This is a genomic window from Vibrio qinghaiensis (assembly GCF_002257545.1).
Taxonomy (GTDB): domain Bacteria; phylum Pseudomonadota; class Gammaproteobacteria; order Enterobacterales; family Vibrionaceae; genus Vibrio; species Vibrio ordalii.
The window spans coordinates 240,398-259,682 of the sequence record NZ_CP022741.1 but is presented as its reverse complement, the minus strand read 5'-3'; the positions used below and the strand labels follow the sequence as shown (position 1 = coordinate 259,682).

General features: G+C 44.4%; 24 protein-coding genes. 4 read left to right on the top strand and 20 right to left on the bottom strand.

Annotated elements, in window-relative coordinates; translation table 11 throughout:
* Positions 1 to 6: 6 nt before the first annotated feature.
* The 4 genes from CCZ37_RS01330 to dusA all read right to left on the bottom strand — a co-directional run bounded on the left by CCZ37_RS01330 (position 7) and on the right by dusA (position 2,558).
* The gene (locus CCZ37_RS01330; protein ID WP_038149123.1) at positions 7 to 237 is read right to left on the bottom strand and encodes a hypothetical protein; all 231 of its coding nucleotides are present in this window, start codon (positions 235 to 237) and stop codon (positions 7 to 9) included.
* Between the two features lie 165 nt (positions 238 to 402).
* Positions 403 to 1,059: a TIGR04219 family outer membrane beta-barrel protein gene (locus tag CCZ37_RS01325; RefSeq protein WP_010318901.1), complete on the bottom strand. Its 657-nt coding sequence runs from the start codon at positions 1,057 to 1,059 to the stop codon at positions 403 to 405.
* 99 nt (positions 1,060 to 1,158) lie between these two features.
* Positions 1,159 to 1,368: an envelope stress response protein PspG gene (gene pspG / locus CCZ37_RS01320; protein WP_010318900.1), complete on the bottom strand. Its 210-nt coding sequence runs from the start codon at positions 1,366 to 1,368 to the stop codon at positions 1,159 to 1,161.
* Positions 1,369 to 1,577: 209 nt separating this feature from the next.
* Positions 1,578 to 2,558 carry a tRNA dihydrouridine(20/20a) synthase DusA gene (dusA, locus tag CCZ37_RS01315; RefSeq protein ID WP_094499559.1) on the bottom strand — a complete coding sequence of 327 codons (981 nt, stop codon included), beginning with the start codon at positions 2,556 to 2,558 and terminating at the stop codon, positions 1,578 to 1,580.
* A 251-nt stretch (positions 2,559 to 2,809) separates the two neighbouring features.
* Between dusA and zur the strand changes: the two genes are divergently transcribed.
* Positions 2,810 to 3,268, top strand: coding sequence for a zinc uptake transcriptional repressor Zur (gene zur, locus CCZ37_RS01310; RefSeq protein ID WP_029626954.1), 459 nt, complete (start codon positions 2,810 to 2,812; stop codon positions 3,266 to 3,268).
* 18 nt (positions 3,269 to 3,286) lie between these two features.
* Positions 3,287 to 3,748 carry a chemotaxis protein CheX gene (locus CCZ37_RS01305; RefSeq protein WP_017043302.1) on the top strand — a complete coding sequence of 154 codons (462 nt, stop codon included), beginning with the start codon at positions 3,287 to 3,289 and terminating at the stop codon, positions 3,746 to 3,748.
* 96 nt (positions 3,749 to 3,844) lie between these two features.
* Here CCZ37_RS01305 and pgi read toward each other — a convergent pair whose 3' ends face one another.
* The 3 genes from pgi to CCZ37_RS01290 form a co-directional block, all read right to left on the bottom strand.
* On the bottom strand, positions 3,845 to 5,497 hold the full coding sequence (gene pgi, locus CCZ37_RS01300; RefSeq protein ID WP_094499558.1) for a glucose-6-phosphate isomerase: 1,653 nt from the start codon (positions 5,495 to 5,497) through the stop codon (positions 3,845 to 3,847).
* A 218-nt stretch (positions 5,498 to 5,715) separates the two neighbouring features.
* Positions 5,716 to 6,789 (bottom strand): alanine racemase, encoded by a 1,074-nt coding sequence (gene alr / locus CCZ37_RS01295; protein WP_208613937.1) that lies wholly within the window; start codon positions 6,787 to 6,789, stop codon positions 5,716 to 5,718.
* A 13-nt stretch (positions 6,790 to 6,802) separates the two neighbouring features.
* The gene (locus CCZ37_RS01290; RefSeq protein WP_094499556.1) at positions 6,803 to 8,209 is read right to left on the bottom strand and encodes a replicative DNA helicase; all 1,407 of its coding nucleotides are present in this window, start codon (positions 8,207 to 8,209) and stop codon (positions 6,803 to 6,805) included.
* Between the two features lie 174 nt (positions 8,210 to 8,383).
* Here CCZ37_RS01290 and CCZ37_RS01285 point away from each other — a divergent pair, with 174 nt between their 5' ends.
* Positions 8,384 to 9,148, top strand: coding sequence for a DUF481 domain-containing protein (locus CCZ37_RS01285; RefSeq protein ID WP_010318981.1), 765 nt, complete (start codon positions 8,384 to 8,386; stop codon positions 9,146 to 9,148).
* A gap of 63 nt (positions 9,149 to 9,211) precedes the next feature.
* On the opposite strand, the gene rplI is transcribed toward CCZ37_RS01285, so the two are convergent.
* From rplI to fkpA, 13 genes are all read right to left on the bottom strand, one after another.
* On the bottom strand, positions 9,212 to 9,661 hold the full coding sequence (gene rplI / locus CCZ37_RS01280; protein WP_010318980.1) for a 50S ribosomal protein L9: 450 nt from the start codon (positions 9,659 to 9,661) through the stop codon (positions 9,212 to 9,214).
* Positions 9,662 to 9,694: 33 nt separating this feature from the next.
* A complete protein-coding gene (rpsR, locus tag CCZ37_RS01275; protein WP_000090472.1) occupies positions 9,695 to 9,922 on the bottom strand; it encodes a 30S ribosomal protein S18 in 228 nt (75 codons plus the stop codon).
* Between the two features lie 16 nt (positions 9,923 to 9,938).
* Positions 9,939 to 10,241 carry a primosomal replication protein N gene (gene priB, locus CCZ37_RS01270; RefSeq protein WP_010318978.1) on the bottom strand — a complete coding sequence of 101 codons (303 nt, stop codon included), beginning with the start codon at positions 10,239 to 10,241 and terminating at the stop codon, positions 9,939 to 9,941.
* Positions 10,242 to 10,249: 8 nt separating this feature from the next.
* Positions 10,250 to 10,618, bottom strand: coding sequence for a 30S ribosomal protein S6 (gene rpsF, locus CCZ37_RS01265; RefSeq protein ID WP_010318977.1), 369 nt, complete (start codon positions 10,616 to 10,618; stop codon positions 10,250 to 10,252).
* Between the two features lie 211 nt (positions 10,619 to 10,829).
* Complete coding sequence (tuf, locus tag CCZ37_RS01260) at positions 10,830 to 12,014, bottom strand: elongation factor Tu (protein WP_013857920.1); 1,185 nt, start codon at positions 12,012 to 12,014, stop codon at positions 10,830 to 10,832.
* Between the two features lie 123 nt (positions 12,015 to 12,137).
* Positions 12,138 to 14,234, bottom strand: coding sequence for an elongation factor G (gene fusA / locus CCZ37_RS01255; RefSeq protein ID WP_010318928.1), 2,097 nt, complete (start codon positions 14,232 to 14,234; stop codon positions 12,138 to 12,140).
* Positions 14,235 to 14,309: 75 nt separating this feature from the next.
* A complete protein-coding gene (gene rpsG, locus CCZ37_RS01250) occupies positions 14,310 to 14,780 on the bottom strand; it encodes a 30S ribosomal protein S7 (RefSeq protein WP_013857921.1) in 471 nt (156 codons plus the stop codon).
* Positions 14,781 to 14,876: 96 nt separating this feature from the next.
* Positions 14,877 to 15,251 (bottom strand): 30S ribosomal protein S12, encoded by a 375-nt coding sequence (gene rpsL / locus CCZ37_RS01245; protein ID WP_010318930.1) that lies wholly within the window; start codon positions 15,249 to 15,251, stop codon positions 14,877 to 14,879.
* A gap of 182 nt (positions 15,252 to 15,433) precedes the next feature.
* Positions 15,434 to 15,709 (bottom strand): sulfurtransferase complex subunit TusB, encoded by a 276-nt coding sequence (gene tusB, locus CCZ37_RS01240; protein WP_010318931.1) that lies wholly within the window; start codon positions 15,707 to 15,709, stop codon positions 15,434 to 15,436.
* A 9-nt stretch (positions 15,710 to 15,718) separates the two neighbouring features.
* On the bottom strand, positions 15,719 to 16,075 hold the full coding sequence (tusC, locus tag CCZ37_RS01235; protein WP_094499555.1) for a sulfurtransferase complex subunit TusC: 357 nt from the start codon (positions 16,073 to 16,075) through the stop codon (positions 15,719 to 15,721).
* Positions 16,072 to 16,476: a sulfurtransferase complex subunit TusD gene (tusD, locus tag CCZ37_RS01230; RefSeq protein WP_094499554.1), complete on the bottom strand. Its 405-nt coding sequence runs from the start codon at positions 16,474 to 16,476 to the stop codon at positions 16,072 to 16,074. Before tusD ends, tusC begins: the two co-directional genes overlap by 4 nt.
* Positions 16,470 to 17,189: a helix-turn-helix transcriptional regulator gene (locus CCZ37_RS01225; RefSeq protein ID WP_088720742.1), complete on the bottom strand. Its 720-nt coding sequence runs from the start codon at positions 17,187 to 17,189 to the stop codon at positions 16,470 to 16,472. The genes tusD and CCZ37_RS01225 overlap by 7 nt, the downstream gene beginning before the upstream one ends.
* Before the next feature lie 185 nt (positions 17,190 to 17,374).
* On the bottom strand, positions 17,375 to 18,163 hold the full coding sequence (gene fkpA, locus CCZ37_RS01220) for an FKBP-type peptidyl-prolyl cis-trans isomerase (RefSeq protein ID WP_010318935.1): 789 nt from the start codon (positions 18,161 to 18,163) through the stop codon (positions 17,375 to 17,377).
* A gap of 139 nt (positions 18,164 to 18,302) precedes the next feature.
* Here fkpA and CCZ37_RS01215 point away from each other — a divergent pair, with 139 nt between their 5' ends.
* Complete coding sequence (locus CCZ37_RS01215; protein ID WP_094499553.1) at positions 18,303 to 19,283, top strand: WD40 repeat domain-containing protein; 981 nt, start codon at positions 18,303 to 18,305, stop codon at positions 19,281 to 19,283.
* Positions 19,284 to 19,285 lie beyond the last annotated feature (2 nt).

The window sequence follows — 19,285 nt, the reverse complement described above, 5'->3', positions numbered from 1 at the left end:
ATTCTCTCATTTAGACTCGACTCGAACTTGCTTAAAACCCACCTCCATAGCCGATTTAGACGCAAGATCCAGATCGGTATACTGGCATTCGTCACCCTGAGAATCGGTTAATAGCACGAACCCACCACGGCAATGCCGAAACTCGACTATCCAATGCCCTTCTTGGAAAGAAGGTTCAATAATGGCTTCGATAAGCTTGTTCTCACGATACAAGTCCCTTAACTCGGTAATTGTCATCACCACACCATTTCCACATTATTGACTCGTAAATTAAGCATGGTACATTTTGCTTATTCTGCTAAGAAATTGCGCAATAATATAATTGTCAGTTATAAAAAACGCCACCTTGTAGAGGTAGCGTTTTATGGAAATGCATTTAGCGCGTAAGTATCGAATCGATACTTAAAATTGAAATTCAGCTCCCAAGAACCAACCATCAACAAAGACAAATGAGTTTTTCGTCTTTGGGTCAAGTTCGGTGAATTCAAGATCAATCACACGATAGCCGCCACGCAATGCGACATTGCCGGTACGAATAGGTATGGAATACTGCAAACCCGCTAGTACATCTGCGCTTTTAATTCCACCACTATCACCAAAATCAAACTGCCCAATCACATCAACTTGAGTATTGGGAACTTTAATTGTGGCATAGGCATACCAGTTAAAAGTCGTCTTATCGAAACTGTATTTCAAGCTATCTGGTGCTTGATATTGAGAACCGCTATATTGAGTGAATGTAACACCCGCATCGAACGACATTAACTGTCGCTCTAACAGATTGTAATACAAAGTATAGTCGTACTTATCAAAGGACGCATAATCCGCCTCAAGCGTGGTATAACGAATACTCGCATTGGGTAAATAAGGTAGCTGATGCTCAAAAGCAACGTGGATTGAAGGCACCTTCACATCATCACGACGAGTATTGTCGATTTTAGTGCTGCCCCACCACATATCAGCGCCGACCTCTCCACGATAAAATGATTCGGCCTGAACCGATGCGGTTGACATCATCATTGCCACACTGACCAACGCTACCCAAGTTGGTTTATTCATCCCTATTGCTCCCAATTTATTCACTACTAATGCATCTTCTTAATTGAACTTGATAATAGCATATTCCTGAAATGAGTTAACATTTCGTTGACTGTCACATTAGCGAGGGGTGTACACCACATGACGGAAGAACCAGACCCCCAAAACAATCACAATGATCCAAGGTAGTAGCTTAAACATCACTCCAATCATGCCTAGTAATGCCAATACGATAAAGCCCATGACCGTCGCAATAAGCACAGTCACCAAAGTGATGCCTGTCGCCAATAAAGTTGCAATAAAAACCAATAAGAAAATAAGTTCAAACATGATGTTTTCCTCCGTTTCCCTTACCACTAGCAGATATCGAGCCAACTTGGCTTTACCACACCTTATTTCAAGTCAAGACTAAAAAATCACCGTTTTTTGGCCAATCAAGAGCTTGAAAAGCAATATTTATTTCAATAAAAAAGCCAAATAACACCGAGTCATTTAGCCTTGCTATTATTGGTAAAAATCACCACTTAAGTTGGTAATTTTTACACATTCAACTCTTTCGGAATTTTTGCCAATGCCGCTTGCACGACTTCAATTCCCGCACCGGGCTTATGCGCATTCTCACTGATATAACGTCGCCATTGACGAGCACCTGGCATATTTTGGAACATACCTAACATATGGCGGGTAATGTGGCCAAGGTAAGACCCCTGAGCTAATTGACGTTCAATATAAGGAAACATCTCTTCAATAATTTGAGAACGTTTTTTAATCGGAGTATCCATGCCAAAAATGGTCTGATCCACTTCCGCCAACAAATAAGGGCTTTGATAAGCTTCTCGGCCAATCATTACACCATCAAGATGCTGTAAATGCTCACTGACTTCAGCTAAGGTTTTGACACCGCCATTCACAGCAATGACTAAACGTGGGAAATCTTTTTTCAGCTGATATGCCCGTGAGTAATCTAACGGCGGTATTTCACGGTTCTCTTTTGGGCTCAAACCACTAAGCCACGCCTTACGCGCATGAATAGTAAACTGTTCGCAGCCCCCTTTCTCTGATACCAATGAAATAAAATCAGTCAAAAATTCATAAGAATCCATGTCATCAATACCAATGCGCGTCTTCACGGTTACCGGAATATCAACGACTGATTTCATCGCTGCAACGCAATCCGCCACCAGTTGCGGCTCAGCCATTAAACAAGCACCAAAACGACCATTCTGGACGCGATCGGACGGACAACCTACATTGAGGTTGATTTCATCGTACCCGTACTGCTGGGCAAGTTTGGCACAATGAGCAAGGTCTTGAGGATTCGAACCACCCAATTGCAACGCTACTGGGTGTTCCTCCTCGTTGTAAGCCAAGAAGTCCCCTTTACCATGAATGATCGCGCCTGTCGTGACCATCTCGGTATACAGTAACGTTTGCGAGGACAGCAAGCGATGAAAGTATCGGCAGTGGCGATCTGTCCAATCGAGCATGGGTGCTACTGATAGCCTACAAGGGTGAGTCATGATTTAAATATCCCAATTCAGTCAGTTTCAATGGCTAAACTTACAGCCAAAAACAAAGTTTGGCATTGTAATCGCTTCGAGTTTATAGCGCCAACAGTTCTTCTTCTGTATCGTTTTGCATCGATATAAGGTAATTTAAGTGCTATTTTCGTTGCAAACAACGATCACATCGCTAACTAACTCCAGAAAATGTTGTAGGCTACAAGGCTATTAATCTGGAAATAGTATATTATTATTAAAGTCCAATGGTTATGGTGATGAATTTGGACCACAAGCTAACGAAACAAATAGAAGAACTATGCGCAGCGAGAGGAGTACGACTAACTTCTCAACGAAAGAGAGTGTTTGAACTGATTTGTTCAAGCAAAAAATCGTCCAGTGCTTATGAATTACTTGAAGATTTAAAGCAAAGCGAGCCCCAAGCGAAACCACCGACTGTGTATCGTGCTCTGGACTTTTTGTTAGAACAAGGCTTTATTCATAGAGTGGAGTCAACAAATAGCTTTATTTCATGTTGCTCTTGTAATGCTAATAAGCATTTTTCACACCTATTAATCTGTGACGAATGCGGTAATGTTATTGAACTTCAAGATGATAGTCTGATAGCCTTGCTAGCAAGCAACGCTGAGAAACACGGTTTTAACATCGTTAATCACGTTATTGAATCCCACGGTGTTTGCCAAACGTGTTCCTCAAGTCTGAAAGTATAAAAACAGTAGAAGAAGGTTATGCGCGCTGAATTTGTAAACCCGTTTTTAGCTTCTTTAATGAACGTGTTAAAAACGATGGCTTCATTAGAGCTGAAGCCACAGAAACCTCGTGTAAAGAAAGATGAGATCGCCCGTGGTGATGTCTCTGGCTTGATTGGTATGGTTGGTAGTCAAAGCCGTGGTTCAATGTCTATTACTTTTGATGAAAGTTTAGCATTGGAAATCATGCAGAATATGTTAGGTGAACGCCCCAACGGTCTCAATGAAGAAGTGACAGATATGGTCGGCGAAATCACCAACATGGTGACAGGCGGAGCTAAGCGTATTCTTGCCGAGAGTGGTTTTGACTTTGATATGGCAACTCCGGTTGTTGTCTCAGGAAAAGGCCACACGATTCGTCATAAATGCGAAGGTGCAATTATTATCATGCCGTTTACCTCTCAATGGGGTAACGCTTTTATCGAAATCTGTTTCGAGTAAGCTCTTTCATTAAAGAAAAAAAGGTTGATACCATTAAGTATCAACCTTTTTTATTTAGATAAAACCTTACTCACATCCAAGTAAGGTTTTGACGCATTACGCTTTAAATATTTTAAACGCGTTAATCAAACCATTGGTTGAGCTGTCGTGTGAACTCACTTGAGCATCGTCGGCTAACTCAGGCAGAATTTGGTTTGCTAACTGCTTGCCAAGCTCAACGCCCCATTGATCGAAACTGAAGATATTCCAAATAACACCCTGTACGAAAATTTTATGCTCGTACATCGCAATCAGGTTGCCCAAAGTGCGTGGCGTGATCTGCTTAACTAAGATTGAGTTGGTTGGGCGGTTCCCTTCAAACACTTTAAATGGTGCGATTGCCGCCATTTCTTGTGCTGATTTACCCGCCGCTTTTAGCTCAGCTTCAACGGTTTGCTGCGTTTTTCCAAACGCTAACGCTTCTGTTTGAGCAAAAAAGTTCGACATCAATTTTTGGTGATGATCACCCGCTGGGTTATGGCTGAGCGCTGGCGCAATAAAATCACACGGGATCAATTTTGTTCCCTGGTGGATCAATTGATAAAAGGCGTGTTGACCATTAGTACCGGGCTCACCCCAAATGATTGGACCCGTTTGGTAAGTTACCGCTTGACCGTTACGATCCACGTATTTACCGTTTGATTCCATATTGCCCTGTTGGAAATAAGCGGCAAAGCGATGTAAGTATTGGTCATAAGGCAGAATCGCTTCTGATTCGGCGCCGTGGAAGTTGTTATACCAAATACCAATCAAGGCTAGGATCACAGGAATATTTTGCTCAAAAGGTGTCGCCACAAAATGTTGATCCATCTCATGCGCGCCAGACAGCAGTTCCACAAAATTGTCATAGCCTACAGCCAATACAATGGATAGACCAATCGCTGACCATAGTGAGTAGCGTCCACCGACCCAATCCCAAAATTCGAACATGTTGTCTGTATCAATACCAAACTCAGCGACTGATTTCGCATTAGTCGACAGCGCCGCAAAGTGTTTTGCAACATGAGTTTCATCGCCTGCTTCCGCTAAGAACCAATCACGAGCCGTGTGTGCATTGGTCATAGTTTCTTGGGTAGTAAACGTCTTTGAAGCCACTAAAAATAGCGTGGTTTCTGGATTGACTTTTTTCAACGTTTCAACGATGTGTGTTCCATCAACGTTAGAAACGAAATGAAGATTGAGATGATTCTTATACGGTGCAAGTGCTTCTGTGACCATGTATGGGCCAAGGTCTGAGCCACCGATGCCAATATTGACAATATCGGTAATCGCTTTACCTGTGTAGCCTTTCCACTCGCCGGAAATTACTCGTTCAGAAAACGCTTTCATCTTCTCAAGTACCGCATTCACGGCTGGCATCACATCTTCACCATCAACAATAACCGGTGTGTTACTGCGATTGCGTAACGCTGTGTGCAGTACGGCACGGCCTTCAGTTTGGTTGATCGCGCAGCCTTGCAGCATAGCGTCGATGGCTGACTTTAGTTCAGTCTCATTCGCCAGTGCTTGTAAATGTTGTAAGGTCTCTTCGTTGATCAAATTTTTTGAGTAATCAACAAGAATATCTGAACCAAAACGAGTCGAGAATTTATCGAAACGTTGTGCATCTTGTGCAAAAAGTGATTTAAGGTCCATATCTTGCGCTAATTCAAAATGCGCAGTCAGTGCTTTCCAAGCGTTGGTTTGCGTTGGATTGATATTTTTCAACATGGTATCTATCCCGATGTGACAGTAGGTTTTATTCCTATCATTCCTAAACTCTGTTTCAAAATGATGGAATCCCCGATTGAGTAAAAAAGAAAATGATATCGGCTGCCTATATTTGGAAGGCAACACGTCGTTATTCGTTTTGTGAGCGCCATTATGACGCAGCTTACCCGCTCTCATATTGAGTTAAGTCAGGTAAACCCATGGCTCCACACTCAACTTTATAGGTACGACATCTCAACACGAGAAGTGAGTTTCGTCACTAACTCGTAAGCAATAGTGCCAATGTGAGAGGCCACTTCTTCCACGGGCAGCTCTTTTCCCCATAAAATAACCTCATCGCCCACCTTGTCGCAGGCTTGCGGACCGAGATCGACCGTAAGCATATCCATTGAAACTCGCCCTGCAATCGGCACTTTACGCCCATTGACAACAACCGGAGTTCCATTGGGTGCAGTACGAGGATAGCCATCGCCATAGCCAATTGCGATAACACCAACCTTAGTGTCACGCAAGCTTGTCCAAGTGGCACCGTAGCCGACACTCTCTCCCGCTTTAACATCACGCACTGCGATCAAGTGTGATTTTAATGTCATTACCGGTTGATAGCCCAGCGCTTGCGCCGAGTTATCATCAAAAGGAGAAACGCCATACATAATAATACCTGGGCGAACCCACTCTAACTGGCTGTGCTGCCAAGCTAATAAACCGGCGGATGCGGCTAGAGAGCGTTCTCCCTCATGACCTTTTGTCATTGCTAAAAATAGCTCAATTTGCTCAGAAGTGGTTGATTTATCGAGCTCATCGGCACAACCAAAATGGCTCATATAACGCAATGGCTTCACTACGTTTTTACACGCTTGCAAACGTTCTAAAAAATCGGGGTATTGCTCTGGGCGCACACCTAAACGATGCATTCCGCTATCGATTTTCAACCAAACATTGACTGGAACATCCAATTGAGCTTGCTCTAAGGCGAGTAACTGCTCTTCACAGTGAACCACGGTTTGAATGTTATTGGTCACCAATACAGCAAGATCCATCGGAGAATAAAAACCTTCAAGCAACAAGATAGGTTTTACCACACCGCTCGCTCTCAGTTGCAGCGCTTCTTCAATGCGCGCCACGCCAAATGCATCCGCGCCCAGTGCATGTTTCGCGACATGCCGAAGCCCATGACCATAGCCATTTGCTTTGACCACCGCCATAATTTTACTGTTTGGGGCCTGCTGTTTTACTCGCTGTAAGTTGTGCTTCAACGCATCGAGATCGATGCAGGCGGTTGCCGCTTTCATATAGCTCATCAAATTACTCATCGTCAAATGCAGGGCCTGCATAGTTGTCAAAACGAGAATACTGCCCTTGGAAGGTCAACCGTACAGAACCAATCGGACCGTTACGTTGCTTACCTATAATAATCTCTGCGATACCCTTTAACGAACTATCAGGGTGATACACCTCGTCGCGATAGATGAACATGATCAAATCGGCATCTTGTTCTATCGAACCGGATTCACGCAAGTCGGAGTTGACTGGACGTTTATCGGCGCGCTGCTCCAACGAACGGTTAAGCTGCGATAAAGCCACCACGGGTACATTCAATTCTTTAGCCAGTGCTTTTAACGAGCGAGAGATCTCCGCAATTTCTAAAGTACGGTTATCCGATTGCGAAGGAACTCGCATCAACTGCAAGTAGTCGACCATGATGAGCGACAAGCCGCCATGCTCGCGCGCAATACGACGAGCTCTAGAACGAACCTCGGTAGGCGTTAGGCCTGAGCTATCATCTATGTACATATTTTTCTTTTCCATGAGAATACCCATGGTAGATGAAATTCGTGCCCAATCCTCATCATCCAGCTGCCCAGTACGAATTTTGGTTTGATCAACGCGAGAAAGCGATGCCAACATACGCATCATGATTTGTTCAGCAGGCATCTCAAGAGAGAAGATAAGAACCGGTTTTTCTTGCTCCATGGCCGCGTTTTCACACAAGTTCATGGCAAACGTCGTTTTACCCATAGAAGGGCGAGCAGCCACAATGATCAAATCAGAACCTTGTAAACCGGCCGTTTTCTTATTGAGATCAGCAAACCCCGTATTCACGCCCGTGACGCCATCTTGTGGTGTTTTATACAGCAGTTCAATACGCTCTAACGTTCTTTCTAAAATCGAATCAACATTCTGCGGGCCTTCATTTTCACTGGTACGCTCCTCAGCAATGGCGAACACTTTACTTTCAGCCAGATCGAGCAAATCTTCTGAACTGCGCCCTTGCGGATCATAACCTGCATCCGCAATCTCGTTGGCAATACCGATAAGGTTACGCACCAACGCTCGTTCCGCTACGATTTCGGCATAAGCATTAATGTTAGCCGCACTGGGCGTATTTTTCGCCAAATCCGCTAAATAGGCAAAACCGCCGACATCTTCCAGCTGTTCGCGACGCTCGAGATACTCAGATAGCGTAATAAGATCGAGCGGCTTACTGGCTTCCAAAATCGATTTGGCTGCATCAAAAATTAGGCGATGTGCACGGCTATAGAAGTCTTTGCTGACCACACGCTCAGCCACCGTATCCCAACGTTCGTTATCCAATAGCAAGCCCCCAATCACTGATTGCTCAGCTTCGATCGAGTGTGGAGGAACTTTAATTGCGTCGACTTGTGCGTCAAACGGTTTACGATTACGTTGATCTGTTCGTGGTGCAGCCATGACTTCGCTCAATACTATCTAATGACCGTCCATTATAGCCAGAATAGATCATTTGTAATTATGTAAACGAAACTTTGTGTTTATCTCGTAGAGAATTAACCTCATGCTGACCAAACAGAACCGCTCTACACCTACTATTTCGCCCACTATTTTTATTCACTTTAGGGGTGCTTCGTGTCTAAAATTTGGTTTCTTAGTTTTAGTCTGTTCGCTATGAGTGCAGCCTATGCTAATGAGGATCTTAAAAACGATACGGAAATCGAAGTTCCTTCTCCTTGGAATAGCCAAGTCGAACTGGGTTATCAAGCCCACTCAGGTAATACTGATTCAGAGTCATTGAATTCACGAGTCAAGACAGAATACATAACAGGTCGCCATCGAACCAATGGTGAGTGGAAATTGTATCGCCTTGATAAAAATGGGAAAGAAAATAAGCGGCAGGCAAGCTATTCGCTGCAAAGTGACTATAAGTTAGCTTCAAAAGCCTATCTATACGCAAACTTTAACGGTGTTGATTCGAAATACAGCGCCTATTTCAAAGACTACACGCTATCTGGTGGCATGGGTTACCAATTGATGAATACCGACATATTGCTATTAGAACTTGAAATAGGACCCGGTTTTCGTTACCAAAAACCCAACCTAGATGAGATATCAAGTACGGATATTGTATTTGCAAATACAGTCGAAGAAGTCATATTTCGTGGTAACTTAAAAGGTGTTTGGGCAACTTTCGATAATTTAACCATCTCCTCTGAACTGACTCTTGTCGCAGGGGAAAGTAACATCAGAACCGATACGGAACTCATTTTAACCAACCACATTACTGATTCGATTGCGTTGAAAGTGAACTTGTCTCGCCAATACCACGACAAGGTTCCGGCAGGCCTAAGTAAAGCCGATAGCGTCACTTCGTTTAGTTTACAGTTTCGTTTCTAGATAGTTTGAAGATAAAAAAACACCAGCCGAGGCTGGTGTTTTCAATTCATCCGAAGGCTGAAATTATTCAGCAACGATTTGAATTTTCGCAGTTGCAAACACTTCTGAGTGAAGTTGGATGCTCACTTCGAAAGAACCTACGTTACGTAGAGCACCTTCAGGTAGACGAACTTCGCTCTTAGATACTGCAACACCAGCCGCTGTAATAGCGTCAGCGATGTCACGAGTACCGATAGAACCAAATAGTTTACCTTCGTCGCCTGCTTTAGAAGCAATAACAACAGCTTCAAGAGCGTTAACTTGTTCAGCACGAGCTTGAGATGCAACAAGTTGCTCAGCAACTTTAGCTTCAAGTTCAGCACGACGAGTTTCAAACATTTCAACGTTAGATTTAGTTGCCATTACAGCCTTACCTTGTGGGATAAGGAAGTTACGAGCGTAACCAGATTTCACGCTTACTGTGTCGCCAAGGCTGCCTAGGTTACCGATTTTATCAAGTAGAATAACTTGCATTGATTAATCCTCTTTCTTAATAAACGGTGCCAATTACTGATGTTTGTCAGTGTATGGCAATAGAGCTAGGTAGCGAGAACGCTTGATTGCACGAGCTAGCTGACGTTGGTATTTAGCGCTAGTACCAGTAATACGGCTAGGTACGATTTTACCAGCTTCAGTGATGTAGTTTTTAAGAGTTGCTACGTCTTTGTAATCAATCTCTTGTACGCCTTCTGCAGTGAAACGGCAGAATTTACGACGACGGAAGAAACGAGCCATGGGCTATCTCCTGATCTTAAATTTGAGTAATGTGGTCGGCATGTAGCACCAATTTTCCTATGCCACTACGGCTAGTCTGGTAAGCGACAAAGCCACTTACGTTTATGGTGCTGCCTTGTACTAAGTGTTGAGTTAAATTCTTTGACCTTTGCCCACTGACAACTACCGGCATACGACAATAGACTTGTCTCGGTAAATCAGCTTCTATCACTGTTGAGCGATGTTCAAGCCAGAAACGGCAATGTTCAATACCCGCAGGACTTTGGCTTCGAATGGGAGGTTTTGCGACAGTGCCACTCAGCTCCATTCGATTGGTCATCAAATCAATTACTCAACGTCTGCATCGAAACGAGTTTCATCACGCTTAGAACGCTCTTCTTTAGCTTTCAGCATGATTGATGGCTCGGTGATAGCCGCTTTAGTACGCATGATCATGTTACGTAGAACTGCATCGTTAAAACGGAAAGCAGTTTCTAGCTCATCAATCACAGCTTGGTCAGCTTCAACGTTCATAAGAACGTAGTGAGCTTTGTGAAGCTTGTTGATTGGGTAAGCCATTTGACGACGACCCCAATCTTCTAGACGGTGGATAGTACCGCCAGTTTCAGTGATAGAACCAGTGTAACGCTCGATCATGCCAGCAACTTGCTCGCTTTGATCTGGGTGCACCATGAATACGATTTCATAATGACGCATCGGTTGCTCCTTACGGATTATTCAGCTTCCAGGTTTGGCTCGGTCGTCCATAGGAAGCAAGGAACGAAAAAAAAAGACCGAGAATTAAGGACGGCAAATAGTACAGAAACGAAGCAGGATTAGCAAGGGAAATGTACTAAGGGTCACATCAAACAAAAAGGGAAGCCTAAGCTTCCCTTTTTAATGCAGTGTGTGCATAACTTATCGAAAATTAAGCGATAACTTTAGCAACAACACCAGCACCTACTGTACGACCGCCTTCACGGATCGCGAAACGTAGACCTTCATCCATCGCGATTGGAGCGATTAGCTCTACAACCATTTGGATGTTGTCACCTGGCATTACCATCTCTACGCCTTCTGGTAGAGAGATATCGCCTGTTACGTCCGTTGTACGGAAGTAGAACTGTGGACGGTAGCCTTTGAAGAACGGAGTATGACGGCCGCCTTCATCTTTAGACAATACGTACACTTCTGACTCGAACTTAGTGTGTGGAGTGATTGAACCTGGTTTCGCTAGTACTTGACCACGTTCTACTTCATCACGCTTAGTACCACGTAGAAGTGCACCAACGTTCTCACCTGCACGACCTTCGTCAAGCAGCTTACGGAACATCTCAACACCTGTACAAGTCGTTGTGATTGTGTCTTTGATACCAATGATCGCAACTTCGTCACCTACACGTAGGATACCGCGCTCGATACGGCCAGTTACTACTGTACCACGACCTTGGATTGAGAATACGTCTTCGATTGGTAGTAGGAATGCTTGGTCTACTGCACGCTCAGGCTCTGGAATGTAAGTGTCTAGCGCTTCAGCAAGTTCAATGATTTTCGCTTCCCACTGCTCTTCGCCGTTTAGTGCGCCTAGTGCAGAACCTTGGATAACTGGTAGGTCATCACCTGGGAAATCGTACTCAGATAGAAGCTCACGAACTTCCATTTCTACTAGCTCTAGAAGCTCTTCATCATCAACCATGTCACATTTGTTCATGAATACGATGATGTAAGGAATACCAACTTGGCGACCAAGTAGGATGTGCTCACGAGTTTGTGGCATTGGGCCATCTGTTGCAGCAACAACTAGAATACCGCCGTCCATTTGCGCAGCACCTGTGATCATGTTTTTAACATAGTCAGCGTGTCCTGGGCAGTCTACGTGTGCGTAGTGGCGTGCTGGTGTATCGTACTCTACGTGAGAAGTATTGATTGTAATACCGCGCTCGCGCTCTTCTGGAGCGTTATCGATAGATGCGAAGTCTTTCGCTTCACCACCGTACACTTTTGCAAGTGTAGTACAGATAGCAGCAGTTAGAGTTGTTTTACCGTGGTCAACGTGGCCGATAGTACCAACGTTTACGTGCGGTTTCGTACGTTCAAATTTTGCTTTAGACACGATCGTGTTCCTTCCTAGTTATGATTCGTCTTGAGTCACATATAGCTCAAGACGCGCCAGAAATTGCTATTTTATGCGCCAACTCTCATCAGCGCAATAGATTCGTTATTAAACAAATAACAGTTAACCACGTTCTGCAATGATTGCTTCTGCAACATTTTTTGGCACATCAGCGTACTCTGCAAACTCCATGGAGTAAGAGGCGCGACCCTGAGTGGCAGACCGTAAGTCTGTTGCATAACCAAACATTTCCGATAGAGGGACTCTAGCATGGATAATCTTAAGGCCTGCATGGCCTTCATCCATACCTTCAATCATGCCGCGACGACGGTTTAAGTCACCCACAACATCACCCATCCAATCTTCTGGAGTAGTTACTTCAACTTTCATCATTGGTTCAAGAAGAACAGGCTGCGCTTCTAAAGCACCTTTCTTGAACGCCATCGAACCAGCAATCTTAAACGCCATCTCGCTTGAGTCGACATCATGATATGAACCATCGAATAATGTCGCTTTCACATCCAGAATCGGATAACCAGCTAACACACCGTTGTTCATTTGCTCTTCGATACCTTTCGCAACCGAGCTGATGTATTCCTTAGGAATCACACCACCAACGATTTCGTCGACAAAGACAAAGCCTTCACCGAGTTCCGCAGGTTCAATCTTAAGCCAAACGTGACCATATTGACCACGACCACCAGATTGACGAACGAACTTGCCTTCTACTTCCGCTTTTCCACGGATAGTTTCGCGGTAAGCCACTTGTGGTTTACCAACGTTACAGTCCACACTGAACTCACGCTTCATGCGATCAACAATGATGTCTAGGTGAAGCTCACCCATACCAGAGATCAACGTTTGACCTGTTTCCTTATCGGTTTCGACACGGAAAGATGGGTCTTCTGCAGCCAGTTTACCTAGCGCAATACCCATTTTTTCTTGGTCAGCTTTAGAGCGAGGCTCTACCGCAATTTGAATCACTGGCTCAGGGAATTCCATGCGCTCAAGAACCACTTTGTGGTCTGGGTTACACAGCGTATCGCCTGTCGTGACATCTTTTAAGCCGATCGCAGCCGCAATATCGCCAGCACGAACTTCTTTAATCTCTTCACGTTTGTTGGCATGCATCTGTACGATACGACCAAAACGTTCTTTTTTCTGTTTCACTGAGTTGTAAACGGCATCGCCAGAGTTCACCACACCAGAGTAAACACGCATAAAAGTCAATGTCCCAACAAATGGGTCAGTGGCAATCTTAAATGCAAGTGCCGAGAAAGGTTCGTTGTCGTCAGCGTGACGTTCTACTTCGTTCTCGTTTTCATCCACGCCTTTAATGGCTGGTACATCTACCGGTGAAGGCAAATATTCAACAACCGCATCCAATACCGCTTGTACGCCTTTATTTTTAAAGGCACTACCACAAGTGGCCAATACGATTTCATTGTTAATGGTACGAGTCCGTAGCGCTTGTTTGATTTCCGCTTCTGTCAGCTCGCCGTCTTCAAGATACTTTTCCATTAACTCTTCACTAGCTTCCGCTGCCGCTTCTACTAGGTTGTTGTGCCATTCTTCGGCCAACTCAAGCATATCTTCTGGAATGTCTTCGTAAGTAAACGTCATGCCTTGATCGGCTTCATTCCAGTTGATGGCTTTCATCTTGATAAGGTCGATGACACCTTTGAACTCTTCTTCCGCACCAATATTTAATTGAATAGGAACAGGAGTCGCACCAAGACGATGTTTAATTTGGTTTACAACGCGTAAAAAGTCTGCGCCAGCACGGTCCATTTTATTAACGAATACCATGCGAGGAACACCGTATTTGTCAGCTTGACGCCATACAGTTTCAGACTGGGGTTCAACACCAGATGAGCCACAGAATACAACCACTGCACCATCAAGCACACGAAGTGAACGCTCTACTTCAATTGTAAAGTCAACGTGTCCTGGGGTATCAATGATGTTTACGCGATGATCTTGGAACTGTGCTTCCATACCACGCCAGAAGGTTGTCGTAGCAGCAGAAGTGATAGTGATACCACGTTCTTGCTCCTGCTCCATCCAGTCCATGGTTGCAGCACCATCGTGAACTTCGCCGATTTTGTGCGAAAGGCCAGTGTAGAACAGAATACGCTCAGTAGTGGTTGTTTTACCTGCATCTACGTGAGCACAGATACCGATGTTGCGGTAGCGCTCAATAGGAGTTTTCCGAGCCACGATTGTATCCTCTTACTAAGGTAATCCTTAGAGTATGAAAATGTGCTGCGAGAGAACCTCGCAGCACAGAAGGTATTACCAGCGGTAATGAGCGAATGCTTTGTTCGCTTCTGCCATACGGTGAACGTCTTCACGTTTCTTAACAGCAGTACCTTTATTTTCTGACGCGTCTAGCATTTCAGCAGCTAGGCGAGCAGCCATAGATTTTTCACCACGCTTACGCGCAGCATCAACTACCCAGCGCATAGCAAGTGCGTTACGGCGAACCGGACGTACTTCTACTGGCACTTGGTAAGTTGAACCACCCACGCGGCGAGATTTAACTTCAACCGCTGGACGTACGTTTTCAAGAGCTTCTTCAAATACAGCTAAGTGACCTTTGCCAGATTTCTCAGCCATAGTGTCTAGTGCAGTGTAAACAATTTTCTCTGCAGTAGATTTTTTACCGTCAACCATAAGAATGTTAACGAATTTTGCCAGCAGTTCAGACTTGAACTTTGGATCTGGAAGGATCTTACGCTGACCAATAACGCGACGACGTGGCATGGATATTCTCCGTTGTCTTTTTCAGGTTATCCAAAACTTTTCAGTTTCTTCAAAAATTAAATAATTTAGTGTTTGGCCTTACTTAACGGAAATCCATTAAGATTTAGGACGTTTCACACCGTATTTAGAACGAGCTTGTTTACGGTCGTTTACGCCTGCACAGTCAAGTGCACCACGGATTGTGTGGTAACGCACACCTGGAAGGTCTTTTACACGACCGCCACGGATAAGAACAACTGAGTGCTCTTGAAGGTTGTGACCTTCACCGCCGATGTACGAAGTCACTTCGAAGCCGTTCGTTAGACGAACACGACATACTTTACGAAGTGCTGAGTTAGGTTTTTTAGGTGTAGTAGTGTAAACACGTGTACATACACCACGTTTTTGTGGGCACGCTTCTAGTGCTGGCACGTTGCTTTTAACAACTTGCTTTACACGAGGATTGCGGACCAACTGGTTAATAGTTGCCATTAACTAGCTCCTGAATTTACTTAAAGTAAGCTTTGTGAAAAATCTAGTCCCTAGTGCACTTAGTACAAATAGGGACGCAAAATTCTATGCAGCAGTGAGAGGTGTGTCAAGAAATATACAGATCTTTTTTAACCACCATAAGTAAAGGGTGGGTAATAGAGGGGTAATAGTGATAAGAAAATCTACCAAGTGATTGATTTTTCATGATTAGTAGTAAGTTCAACCAAACCAGAGAAATCCACTTTGGTAATTTGTACTGAGCAGAGATCCTGCACCCCACGCGCGCAGAGATCCTCAAGTAAGACATAAACCCTGTTCAGATCGTTGAGTAGTAAAAAAGAGCCCGCACTAGGGTTACTCATATAAACCGCTTCTTCAACCAAGATAATACTATCCTCAGCCAAACAATAACGCTGCGCTAAGGCCAGTTTTGCCGTGTCTTTTACAATATGCAGCATAGGTACACCTTAGAAAGTTAGTACTTGATCGCACTCGTGAAGTAACTGAGCGATTTGCTGAGGCGATTTTTTTTCAACATCAATTACCCATTGAGCCGATGCTAACCCCAACTCTTCAACGCTTTGCTCACACAGATAAAGGTGTTCAATATCGTATAACTCAAGCAGTTTAAACGCACTGATGTAATCACGGCTAAGCAGTTGTTGCGATGATTGGTTGGCGACGATTTGCGTCACCCCAAGCCCAACAAAAAAGAGTGAGATCGCATCACAATAGGCAGAGGCTGCCAGTACAGCATCCAGCCCTTCTCTTCCAGCCGAACTAGAATGAGGCGAAGAATGAAAAACAAAACCGATTTTTTTCAAAACTGTACCACTCGATCTTGAGTTAATAACGCTTCAGCCAAACTTCCTAACCCAGTTTGAGCAAAACCTTGTGCCAAATTATGCGCAGTGAGCTGGTGTTGCTGAGCTTCATTTTCACTGATAATGCCACGACGTAACGCTGCAGCAACACAGGTTTCTAAGCGTACATGGTGTTCAGTAGCTAGCCTCTGCCATGCTTTCACAAGATCAAACTCATCGTTCGCAGGCGCGGTGATCGCAGAGCCATTGAAAACACCATCTTGATAAAAAAATACTTGCTTGAGTGAATGCCCTTTTTCTAGCAATGCACAGGCAAACAGATAAGCACTACGCGCTGCCTGTGTGCCATACACTGAGCCATTGACCAATAATGTGTAACTCAATACTGGCGCCACTAACATTCATCTCCGGTCTTGCGTTGGCGAATGTAGAGATAGACAGTATGTTTAGAGATATTGAGCCGATCAGCTACGCGGTTAATCGCATCTTTGATGTCAAAAATGCCTTTGTCATACAGCTCCATCACAATCTGACGGTTCTTGGTATTGTTAGACACTGATTTATCGGCGTTGATCTCTTCGATGGTACGCTCTACCGTCTGATCCACCAGCTCTTCTACATCACTGGCAAAGTTAACCGACGAGGCGGCTTCCTGAGCTTCCTGAGTCGGCATGAATGATTGCAGAACTTGTGAGAACGGAGCATCTAAATTGACGTTGATACAAAGTAAGCCAATAACTCGGTTATCACCATTACGAATCGCGACCGTAATCGATTTCATCAACACACCACCCTTGGCGCGAGAGAAATACGATCGTGAGAAGTTACGCTGCGATCCTTCAATATCTTTCAGCATACGCAGTGCAAGATCGGTGATCGGGGAACCCACTTGGCGGCCCGTATTTTCACCATTGGCAATTTTAATCGCCGAGGTATTGAGATCTTCTAATGAGTGCAAAACGATCTCACAAAAAGGGCCAATCAGGCTGGCGATACCGTCAACCACAGCTTCATAAGATCGAAGAATGATTTTATCGTGATCACTAAATGGCATCACGTGCACGGATTCCATTTCAAGCAACATATCCGCGTTTAGAGTTTCTGTCGTTGTCACTGTTATCTAGCCTTAGAGCGAAAAATCAACAAATTGACGTAAGTTTATCAGAAAATTTTAATCGAAAACTCTGTTAAGTCACTAACAAGTGATTTAGGACAACTAATTCGTGAGTCGTTAGAGACAGAAAAGGCCTGATTCATCAGGCCTTTGAGCTGGTTACAACGGTTCAACAATGGCTGATATTATTTAGCTGCATCGCTACCGTTATCAATTTTTAGTAACTCCACTTCAAACACAAGTGTTGAGTTTGCTGGAATAGTCGGCGTATCTTGCTCACCGTAAGCCAGTTGCGGCGGGATAACAAACTTGTATTTTGCTCCCACTTGCATCAGTTGCACACCTTCTGTCCAACCAGGAATAACCCGATTGAGTGGGAATGTCGCTGGCTCACCACGATCATACGAGCTATCAAATTGAGTACCGTCAGCCAGTGTCCCTTTGTAATGCACTTGAACGGTATCGGTCTCTTTTGGTGACTCACCTTTTGCTGGCGTCAGTACTTGGTACAGTAAACCAGATTCAGTTTTCTTTACGCCATCTTGTTTTTCAAATTCAGCGCGGAATTCATCACCAGCTTTTTCTGCAGCAGCCGCTTTTTCAGCGGCTTTCGCTTGCATGGTTTCAGAAACGCGTTTATCTAGAGCTTCTAGCGCTGCGCGTGTCTCTTCTTCACTCAACTCAGCATTGCCCGCGAAGACATGTTCAATCCCTTTTAGAACCAGATCTTTATTCAGATTGATACCAATTTCGGCTGGTTTTTCAATGCTGGTGCTGAGGTAATTTGCAAAAGAGACGCCAATCGCGTAAGCCGCTTTGTCATCTTCTGTTTTAAAGTGAACCGTTTTTCCCGCTTCCGTTTGTACTTGTTCTGCTGCAGGTGCTGCTTCAGTTTTCGGGGCTTCATCTTTCTGGCAGCCAACTGCAAGCATGACGGTTGCCGCAAGCAGTGACACTTTAAACAATGATTTCATTTATTTCTCCAATTTGTAGGCAAACCTTTTGTTATTACGCACAAATTTCGTTGAAAAACTGGTGCGCTAAACAGAGTTGTACCAATATAGCGATATGTTGATAGATTGTCTTTACACTCAAAGCGGATAATTAGACTTGATGCGAATAATTTCTCATTCAATCCTAGGTTGCATTGTCATCTTGATGTTAAATGGCTGTTTTTTCTCTAACAGCGATGTACAACGTTGGGATATAGAACCAAACGGTTCGACCAGTTTCGGTTTAAGCCGTGATGGTCGTTTTGCGCTACTTTATTCCAAACAAAGACAACTCGTTCTATGGGATCTTGAACAAAACAAAACCTTAGCCGAATTGGGACCTCAAGACCCACAAGCCAATACCGTTTCTCATATTCGACTCTCCGATAATGGCCGTTTTGCCGTGACCGCTAGCCAAATTAACTTTGCCGTATGGGACTTAGGTTGGACACAGGCTCAAGGTTTGTGGTCCATCTCCGATGGGCTGATCCGAGACATTGACATTGCCAATAACGGAAAACAAGTTCTGCTCGGTTTATCCAATGGTAAAGCGATTTACGTCGATTTAGTCACTGGGCGCCGGCTAGAGTTCCTTGCTCATCGAGAAAAAGTGAATTCTGTAGCCCTATCGCCCAATGGCCGCTTTGCTCTGACGGGAGGTAATGATTATTTTGCCTACCTTTGGGATACGCAAAGTGGGCAAATTTTACGATCGTTTGAACATGAGCAGCGGGTTAATCGAGTCGCCTTGCAGCGAGAGGGCAAATTAGCCTTTACCTCCGATGGTGGTAATCAATCCATTATTTGGGATCTCTCCTCGGGTAAGAAACAGGCGAAATTGCGCAGTTTTTCACGACAATTGATCTTCTCTACGGCGCGTTTCTCCGATAATGGCACATTACTGGTCACTGGTAATCCATCTAGCCAAGTCGCGGTATGGGATACTCAAAGTGGTAAAAAACAGCAAGGATTTGAAGTAGAACCGCTAAAAGATGCTCGCCCACCCGCAGCGGTGGTGTATGATGCGGCCTTTGACCACCAGCAACGAATTATTACCGGAAGCTCTGCAGGTATTGCTCAAGCTTGGAAACTCGACGATTAGTT

Coding starts and splice junctions, on each gene's coding strand:
- CCZ37_RS01330 (WP_038149123.1), bottom strand. CDS start 237: ATGACAATTACCGAGTTAAGGGACTTGTATCGTGAGAACAAGCTTATC.
- CCZ37_RS01325 (WP_010318901.1), bottom strand. CDS start 1,059: ATGAATAAACCAACTTGGGTAGCGTTGGTCAGTGTGGCAATGATGATG.
- pspG (WP_010318900.1), bottom strand. CDS start 1,368: ATGTTTGAACTTATTTTCTTATTGGTTTTTATTGCAACTTTATTGGCG.
- dusA (WP_094499559.1), bottom strand. CDS start 2,558: ATGACTCACCCTTGTAGGCTATCAGTAGCACCCATGCTCGATTGGACA.
- zur (WP_029626954.1), top strand. CDS start 2,810: ATGGTGATGAATTTGGACCACAAGCTAACGAAACAAATAGAAGAACTA.
- CCZ37_RS01305 (WP_017043302.1), top strand. CDS start 3,287: ATGCGCGCTGAATTTGTAAACCCGTTTTTAGCTTCTTTAATGAACGTG.
- pgi (WP_094499558.1), bottom strand. CDS start 5,497: ATGTTGAAAAATATCAATCCAACGCAAACCAACGCTTGGAAAGCACTG.
- alr (WP_208613937.1), bottom strand. CDS start 6,789: ATGAAAGCGGCAACCGCCTGCATCGATCTCGATGCGTTGAAGCACAAC.
- CCZ37_RS01290 (WP_094499556.1), bottom strand. CDS start 8,209: ATGGCTGCACCACGAACAGATCAACGTAATCGTAAACCGTTTGACGCA.
- rplI (WP_010318980.1), bottom strand. CDS start 9,661: ATGCAAGTTATTCTACTTGATAAAATCGGTAACCTAGGCAGCCTTGGC.
- rpsR (WP_000090472.1), bottom strand. CDS start 9,922: ATGGCTCGTTTCTTCCGTCGTCGTAAATTCTGCCGTTTCACTGCAGAA.
- priB (WP_010318978.1), bottom strand. CDS start 10,241: ATGACCAATCGAATGGAGCTGAGTGGCACTGTCGCAAAACCTCCCATT.
- rpsF (WP_010318977.1), bottom strand. CDS start 10,618: ATGCGTCATTATGAAATCGTATTCATGGTGCACCCAGATCAAAGCGAG.
- rpsG (WP_013857921.1), bottom strand. CDS start 14,780: ATGCCACGTCGTCGCGTTATTGGTCAGCGTAAGATCCTTCCAGATCCA.
- rpsL (WP_010318930.1), bottom strand. CDS start 15,251: ATGGCAACTATTAACCAGTTGGTCCGCAATCCTCGTGTAAAGCAAGTT.
- tusB (WP_010318931.1), bottom strand. CDS start 15,709: ATGCTGCATATTGTAAAAGACACGGCAAAACTGGCCTTAGCGCAGCGT.
- tusD (WP_094499554.1), bottom strand. CDS start 16,476: ATGTTAGTGGCGCCAGTATTGAGTTACACATTATTGGTCAATGGCTCA.
- fkpA (WP_010318935.1), bottom strand. CDS start 18,163: ATGAAATCATTGTTTAAAGTGTCACTGCTTGCGGCAACCGTCATGCTT.
- CCZ37_RS01215 (WP_094499553.1), top strand. CDS start 18,303: ATGCGAATAATTTCTCATTCAATCCTAGGTTGCATTGTCATCTTGATG.